This window comes from Acinetobacter lactucae (assembly GCF_013344765.1).
Lineage (GTDB): Bacteria > Pseudomonadota > Gammaproteobacteria > Pseudomonadales > Moraxellaceae > Acinetobacter > Acinetobacter lactucae_A.
Window position 1 is genome coordinate 32,335 of the sequence record NZ_JABVBF010000008.1, and the last position, 7,313, is coordinate 39,647.

Genomic DNA, 7,313 nt, shown 5'->3' on the forward strand with positions numbered 1-7,313 from the left:
ATGGTGAAGCTTGTTTAAGAAATAGCCGAAACCTGAGTGTAGTTTTCAACATCGAAGCGACGAGTACGTTGACGATATTCAAGAGTAAAGCCTGGCCAGTTATTGGTATTTTTACCATCAGCAGTTTGATACCAACTGGTACAACCTTGAGTCCATACAGTTTTTTTCATTTTTTCTTGAATGCTTTGATTAAACTCATGTTGAACTTCTGCACGAACATTAGTGAACAGGAGTTTGTTTTGTAGAGTTGTCTGGATGGCATCTAAAATATAATTCACTTGGCTTTCAATCATATACACAATTGAGTTGTGACCAAGATTGGTATTTGGTCCATAGAGCATAAAGAAGTTAGGGAATCCGCTCACAGTTATGCCAAGGTATGCTTCTGCACCATCTTTCCATGTGTCTTTTAAGGTACGACCATCAAGACCTGTAATCTGCATGGGTGCCATAAATTCTGTTGCGGCAAAGCCCGTACCATAAATAATGGTATCGACTTCACGCAGATTTCCTTCCGTATCTAAAATTCCATTTTCAGTAATTTCTTGAATGCCCGTATTAATCACATCGACATGAGGTTGAGTCAGTGTTTCATACCAGTGGTTAGAAATTAAAATACGTTTGCAACCAATTGGATAATCCGGCATTAAGCGGTGGCGCAGCTTCCCATCTTTAACGACTTTACGGATGTGACGCTGAAATAAATATTCCACCAAAGGCATTTCATTTAAAGAAGTTGTAAAAGCAAGAAGGCGAATTTCATGATGTCCATATTGCAAAGCACGGTCTAGACTTTGCAAAATCGGTAGTTTGCGGAAAGCTTTTTTTTCTAAAGGCTGGTAAACCCGATCTGGTTTAGGAATCACGTAAGGTGCCGAACGTTGATAAACGTCTAGATGTGCTACCTGTTTTGCAATTTCAGGGATGAACTGAATTGCACTTGCACCTGTGCCAATGACTGCAACACGTTTGCCAGTTAAATCATAATCGTGGTCCCAACGCGCTGAGTGAAATGCCTTACCCTTAAAGTTTTCACTACCTTTAAGTTTTGGATAAGCAGGGCGGTTGAGTTGGCCTACCGCACCGACTAGAAACTCAGCTTCAAACTGTTCACCAGTCGTACTTTGAATGTGCCATACACCTTGCAAAGCATCAAATTCAGCACTGGCAATTTCAGTATTAAATTGAACATGCGGACGAATATCATATTTATCTGCACAGTGGCGTAAATATTGATAAATCTCTTGAGAGGTTCCGTAGCGATTTTTCCAGCCTAGTTCCTGTTCAAAAGAAAAAGAATAAAGATGTGACGGCACATCACATGCAGCGCCCGGATAAGTGTTGTCACGCCAGACACCACCGACATCGGCAGCTTTTTCAAATAGAGTAAATTGTTTAAAACCTGCTTGTTTGAGTCGAATGGCTAAACCTAAGCCTCCGAAACCAGTACCTATAATAGCGATACGTACATTTTTATTTGAATTAGACGTCGAATTAAACATAGGCTGCTCTAAATCCTTAAAAACAGTGGGCGAAAAGATCGCAATTTCCTGTATGCAGAATAGACGTTTATTAACTTGATTTAGAGGATGGATGAGGACAAAATATTGTGATTCGAGGACATTTTGAGCAATACAGTGAAGTATGCATGGGCTTTTGAACGCAGTGTACATAGCGTTCGGTTAATGGCTGATTTTGCGGTGGAATCAGGCATTTCTTATCAGACAATTTTGCAAGGGACTGGGCTTAGCCAACAACAATTACTTGACCCTAATATGGTGGTGACAGGCTATCAGGAATTACAGCTAATTCAGAACTTGGTTGAGCAGCTAGGAGACAGACCTACATTAGGTTTAGAAGTGGGCACGCGTTATCATTTCACCACATTTGGACCATTAGGTATGGCCCTCATGAGTAGTGCAAGCATTCGCGAAGCATTAGATTTGGCCTTGACCTATTTTACCTTAACCTTTGCTTTTACCCGCTTTGATGTATCTGATACGCTAGAGGGCGTTCGCATCGAAATTGATGAGCAAGATATTCCTTTATCAGTGCGTCAATTCATTATTGAACGTGATGCCGCTGCACTCATTACGGTGCAACGGGACTTGGTACATGATAATTTTTGTCAATATATGGCTTTCACTTTCCAGCCTAAAGCTGAGGTACAACCCTATATCTATTTGTTTGGAATTCTGCCGGAGTTTGGGGCGGCTAAGAACTTTGTTTTACTCGATCCGCAAAAAGTAGATCAAAAGCTACTTATGGCAAATGATTTGGTGCTGCATACAGCCGAAGAACAGTGCCGTCAAATATTAGAGAAACGCCAATCACAAAATAAATTTACAACCTTAGTGCAACAGCAATTGATGAATGTGCGAGGGGAAATGCCCTCTATGGAAATAGTCGCTGACCGATTGCATTTAAATGTAAGGACCCTACGCCGTCATTTGGCATTAGAGGGGATGACTTTTATTCAGATCCGTGAAGAGGTTAGACAGGTTCTAGCTGAACAATATTTGATATTACCAAAATCTTCGGTTGAGCAGATTGCCGAGTGGCTAGGTTATGCAGAACCTGCCAGTTTTATTCATGCTTATAAAAGATGGCATGGGAAAACACCTCATGCCATGCGGCTAAATAACCAATAATCAAACTATCTTTATTTCTTTAAACGCAAATGTAATAAACGCGTTGCTGAGGTGTGGCGAATTTCATCAATTCGTGCATTAAAATATCGCTCAGTAATGGCTTCACCTGAAAGATCTTCGACGACTTCAAATCCCATCTGCTCCACGGCTTGATGTAAATCTTTTGGTTTAAATTGACCCAATAAAGGTTCTTTCAGCAAATAGGTAAATTGTGCAACACCCATGCTTCCAAGTCGCTCAATACCGTTTAATTCCTGAAAATCGGTTGAATAATCGAGTACCACTTCACTACCGTTTGCAGCAAATTCTGCAATACTTTTTAAGGTTTGTAAGGTCGTTTGCGGGTTTAAATAGTGCGTTGTGCCTAACCATGAAAAAAATGCAGGAGCGGATGAATCATAGATACTTCTGGTCAGAGCTTCTGAAATAGACTCTTTTTCAAAGTTAATCGCGACAAACTCAACAGTAGTAGGAATATTGCCTAACTTTTTTAGCTTGGCTTGTTTGGCCGCTTGAGTATCAGGGTGGTCCACTTCAAAAATTTTCAAAGTAGGGTAATGGTGTGATTCACGTAGTGCAAAAGAGTCTAGGCCAGCACCTACTAACACATATTGTTGAGTATTTTGTTGAACTGCAAGATTAAGTAAATCTTCGGCATAACGAGAGCGTCCGACCACTTGCCCAGTAAGTAAACCTAAAGTGCGGTTTAAAACCGAAGAATTCATGACTTTAACAATCAGTGGGTTAGAGAGCACTTTTTTCCAGCCCTTACTGGTCAACTCAAAAGCATAAGGGTCTGAAAATACAGGGTTCTTCGTATTTTGAAAATGATTGGCCCGTAATGCAGCAGCAGCTTCGGCGGTACGACTAGATTGACCTTCTTTCATCTTTATCCTGTTTTTTTATTTCTTGAAGATATTCAACGAAGAAGGCAGTGTATTTCATGAAAACCTAAAATACACTGCCTCTTTCTTACACCTGATTTGATCGAAATTACAAATTAGTGAGTTTTTGTCGTTTGATACGTTACTTCATAATCTTTCAAATCTACTTTTTTCAAACGTTGTTTAAGTTTTTTCAATGACCAAGGCCATGCGGCAAAGTTACGACCGTTGGCATCAAGGTAATAACTCTTACAGCCGCCGCTATTAAATACAGTCGTTTGTAAGTGCTTTTGCACTAAATCATTATGCTTTTTAATCACATCAGATTTAACATTTAATTTGCTAATTCCTTTGTTTTTAATTTTCAATAAGCCATCTACGATATAGTCGAGTTGTGCTTCTGCCAGACCAATGAAAGAGTCATAGACCAATACGTTAGGACCCAAAACTAAAAATGCATTTGGTACATTTTCAATGTTGGTCCCCAAGTAAGCCTCTGGTGAACTACTTTTCCATATATCTTGTAAACATTGACCTTTTTCATTGTGAACACGTTTACCAATGGGTGGGTGAGATACTTCAAAGCCTGTACCCCAAATAATCACATCAACTTCGTGGCGTTCACCATTGGCAGCAACCACTGTATTGCCTTCAACTTTCACTAAACCATGAGGAATCAGGGTCGTGTTTGGTGCTTGTAGTGCAGGGTAGTAGTTGTTAGCGAATAAAATACGTTTACAACCAATATCAAAGTTTGGCGTTACATTTTTACGCAGCACAGGGTCATTAATTTGTAATTTAAGTAATTGCTTACCCAATACATTGACTGGTTTTAGGGTAAGTGGATTACGTAAACCAAAGTTAATCGCATTCAGCGTTAACGCTACACTTTTACGCCAGCTCGCCTGAATAGACGGATATTTAGCAATGACTGATTTACTAAATTCGCCCAAGTCTGTATCTGGTTTCGGTAATACCCAAGGTGCTGTACGTTGGAATACAAAAAGCTCTTTCGCTTTTGGTTGAATTTGTGGCACAAACTGAATCGCAGATGCACCCGTACCAATCACGGCAATACGTTTACCTGTCAAATCATAATCATGGTTCCATTTAGCCGAATGGAACATCTCGCCTTTAAATGTTTCTAAACCTTCAAGACGTGGAATTTGAGCTTCGGTAATTGGACCTGTAGCGAAAATAACAGTTTTAGATAAATATTGGCCAGTCGTGGTATCAAGTACCCACACATGGCGTGAGTCATCCCATGCTGCGTTCAGCAATTCATTATTAAATTCGATTTTAGAGGTAACATTAAATTCGTTACTCACATCCTCCAGATAACTTAAGATTTCTGGTTGGCGCGCAAATAAATGGCTCCATTTTGCACTAGGTGCAAATGAGTAAGAATAAAGAGCAGAAGGGACATCGCAACCACAACCTGGGTAGGTATTTTCACGCCATGTTCCGCCCACGCGGCTAGCTTTTTCAATAATCTTATAATTGGTATAACCAACTTGATCTAGGCGAATGGCAGCAGCGATCCCTGAAATGCCCGCACCCACAATAAAAGTATCGAAAATATGGCTTGGTGATTTGACAGCTTTTTTTGCTGAAGCATTTGTTTTCATTTGAGCAGTCATATGCGTACTACCTATAAATTTCTTATTTAAATAATTTGTAAGACGTGCCAAGGAACTTGTTATACAAGTTTGGTGATGCACGTTTCATGAGCCAGAATAACTTCGCATCGATTTGAGGAATGGTGTAAAGCTCATTCTGATCAAGGCGGTTCAGTGTTAATTTGGCTACACTATCACTCGTGGTGAGGGCATAGTTCATCAGTGCATGGTCTGCAAGCTTTGAATAGCGTCCTGGAATTCGACCATTTTTAATGATATTGGTTGGAACCAGCGTCGGGCAGAGTACATTCACTTTAATATTAAACTTATGCAGTTCAGCTGAAAGCGTTTCTGAAAGCGCACGCACACCCGCTTTAGTCACGTTATACGCGGTCATTTCTGGTGCAGCCGTATATGATGCTGCAGATGCCACATTAATAATCGCACCGTAACCTAGCTTTTTAAACTTTGGAACAAAGGCATGACAACCGTGAATGACACCCCAAAGGTTAATATTCATGACCCAGTTCCAGTCTTCTAGACTGAGTTCATCAAATTTACCACCCAATCCCACACCCGCATTATTAATGATGAGTGTTACTGGATGATCAAGTAACTGTTCAGCTTGATCAGCCAAAGCCTGAACTTGTTCTGCTTGCCCAACATCACACTTTACAGCAAATGCTTTTTGTCCTAACTGTTCAATTAACTTTACAGTTTCTTCTGCAGCTTCGACATTAATATCCGCGCACACTACGCTGCCACCACGTTTTGCCAGTTCAATTGCAAAACTTCGACCAATCCCACTGCCTGCACCCGTCACTACTGCATAAGCTTTTTGGCTTGGTTTAACTTTCTTTTTGCCAAATAAAATCATGATTCATCCATAAATAGCTTGAAGAGATACCAGCTATCTGTTCGATAGCTGGAAATACGGGACGATTAAGACATGCGTACTGGTGGGGTAAATTCTTTAACAAAGTAAGGTGCAATCGCGCCGCCTTCGTTCAGTAATTTCTGTTTGTAATACTCAAGATATTCAGTCGTATCATGATCATTTGGATGGAAGTCTGGACGTAAGTAATCAAGAATTTGACCAATCGTACTGCCAAAAACGCCATCTTTTGGACCAAAGATTAAGCCTACACCGCGACGAGCATCTTTCCAGAATTTTAAAGTCAGCATCTCTTGCGGCTTTCTTAACACAGGCACAAATAATGTAGTCGCAGGGATTAAACCTAAAATTGTAAATAGCGCAAGGAAGAAACCAGAAGCGCGCAGTGGATAGCTACCATTTAAAAGTTGATAGACATCATAGGCGATATCTTTATGCTCAGATTCTTCAAGCATATGCCACATCCACAAAGCACGGCTTTTTGCATCATCTGAATAATAAAAGTTCTTTTCATGCTTCATCATGTATTCAGCAAGTACTGCAGTAAAATGCTCGATACCCGCCATCATTGATAATTTGAGTGGCTGTGGGAACTTTAAGAAAACATATTTAAAGAAGTTCGAGCCAAGAAAACGATATAATGCAACAGGATATTCAGCATCTTGAAGGGCATCGTTATATTCATTGTGCAATTTTGAGTGAATTGCTTCTTGGCCAATCAACGACGTTACTCGCTGCTTTAATATTGGATCTTTAATAAATTCACGGTGATGACGAGCGGTTTCAATCACTAGATCTTCACCATAGGTTAAAAACACCGAAAGTGTGGCAAAAAACAAAGTAGCAAATTGGTTGTCCATATAGAATCTGACATCAATTTCCTTTCCATCAAAACCAATATTTAAATGTCGGATTGGAATTGAGCTTTTGCTAGAAAAATCCGGTAACTCAATTTCACGCTGAAATGTAAGTTTTTTGAATGATTTTTTAACTGCGGTCGAGATCATGGCGACACCCTGAGGCAAAGTAGTGGTGCATTTTGATGAAAATCAATAAACTCAATGATCAACAAAGCACTATAAAATTCCATTTTCAAAAACAGATGATTCTCTGCATTGACTACGGTGTTGTTGCTCCGTTATTTGTTTGATTATTTGGCTGAATAACGGAAAGAAGGGTCGATGTAGACAAGAGCTACTTAATGACTCTTCTTTAATTTTTTCATATTAATCTGACATTATGTTCGGATTCAATTCGGGTAAAT

General features: G+C 39.8%; 6 protein-coding genes. 1 reads left to right on the forward strand and 5 read right to left on the reverse strand.

The features are described 5' to 3' along the window. Positions 1 to 14: 14 nt before the first annotated feature. Positions 15 to 1,502, reverse strand: a complete 1,488-nt coding sequence (locus HUN22_RS02130; protein WP_174726320.1) for a flavin-containing monooxygenase — start codon at positions 1,500 to 1,502, stop codon at positions 15 to 17. A gap of 135 nt (positions 1,503 to 1,637) precedes the next feature. Here HUN22_RS02130 and HUN22_RS02135 point away from each other — a divergent pair, with 135 nt between their 5' ends. After that, the gene (locus HUN22_RS02135) at positions 1,638 to 2,651 is read left to right on the forward strand and encodes an AraC family transcriptional regulator (RefSeq protein WP_174726321.1); all 1,014 of its coding nucleotides are present in this window, start codon (positions 1,638 to 1,640) and stop codon (positions 2,649 to 2,651) included. A gap of 11 nt (positions 2,652 to 2,662) precedes the next feature. Here the strand turns inward: HUN22_RS02135 and HUN22_RS02140 are convergent, their stop codons facing one another. The 4 genes from HUN22_RS02140 to HUN22_RS02155 all read right to left on the reverse strand — a co-directional run bounded on the left by HUN22_RS02140 (position 2,663) and on the right by HUN22_RS02155 (position 7,056). Further along, positions 2,663 to 3,538, reverse strand: a complete 876-nt coding sequence (locus HUN22_RS02140) for a class I SAM-dependent methyltransferase (RefSeq protein WP_174726322.1) — start codon at positions 3,536 to 3,538, stop codon at positions 2,663 to 2,665. Between the two features lie 113 nt (positions 3,539 to 3,651). Beyond that, a complete protein-coding gene (locus tag HUN22_RS02145; protein ID WP_174726323.1) occupies positions 3,652 to 5,175 on the reverse strand; it encodes a flavin-containing monooxygenase in 1,524 nt (507 codons plus the stop codon). Between the two features lie 22 nt (positions 5,176 to 5,197). Next, positions 5,198 to 6,031, reverse strand: a complete 834-nt coding sequence (locus HUN22_RS02150; RefSeq protein WP_174726324.1) for an SDR family NAD(P)-dependent oxidoreductase — start codon at positions 6,029 to 6,031, stop codon at positions 5,198 to 5,200. Between the two features lie 65 nt (positions 6,032 to 6,096). Further along, positions 6,097 to 7,056: a metal-dependent hydrolase gene (locus tag HUN22_RS02155; protein ID WP_174726325.1), complete on the reverse strand. Its 960-nt coding sequence runs from the start codon at positions 7,054 to 7,056 to the stop codon at positions 6,097 to 6,099. Positions 7,057 to 7,313 lie beyond the last annotated feature (257 nt).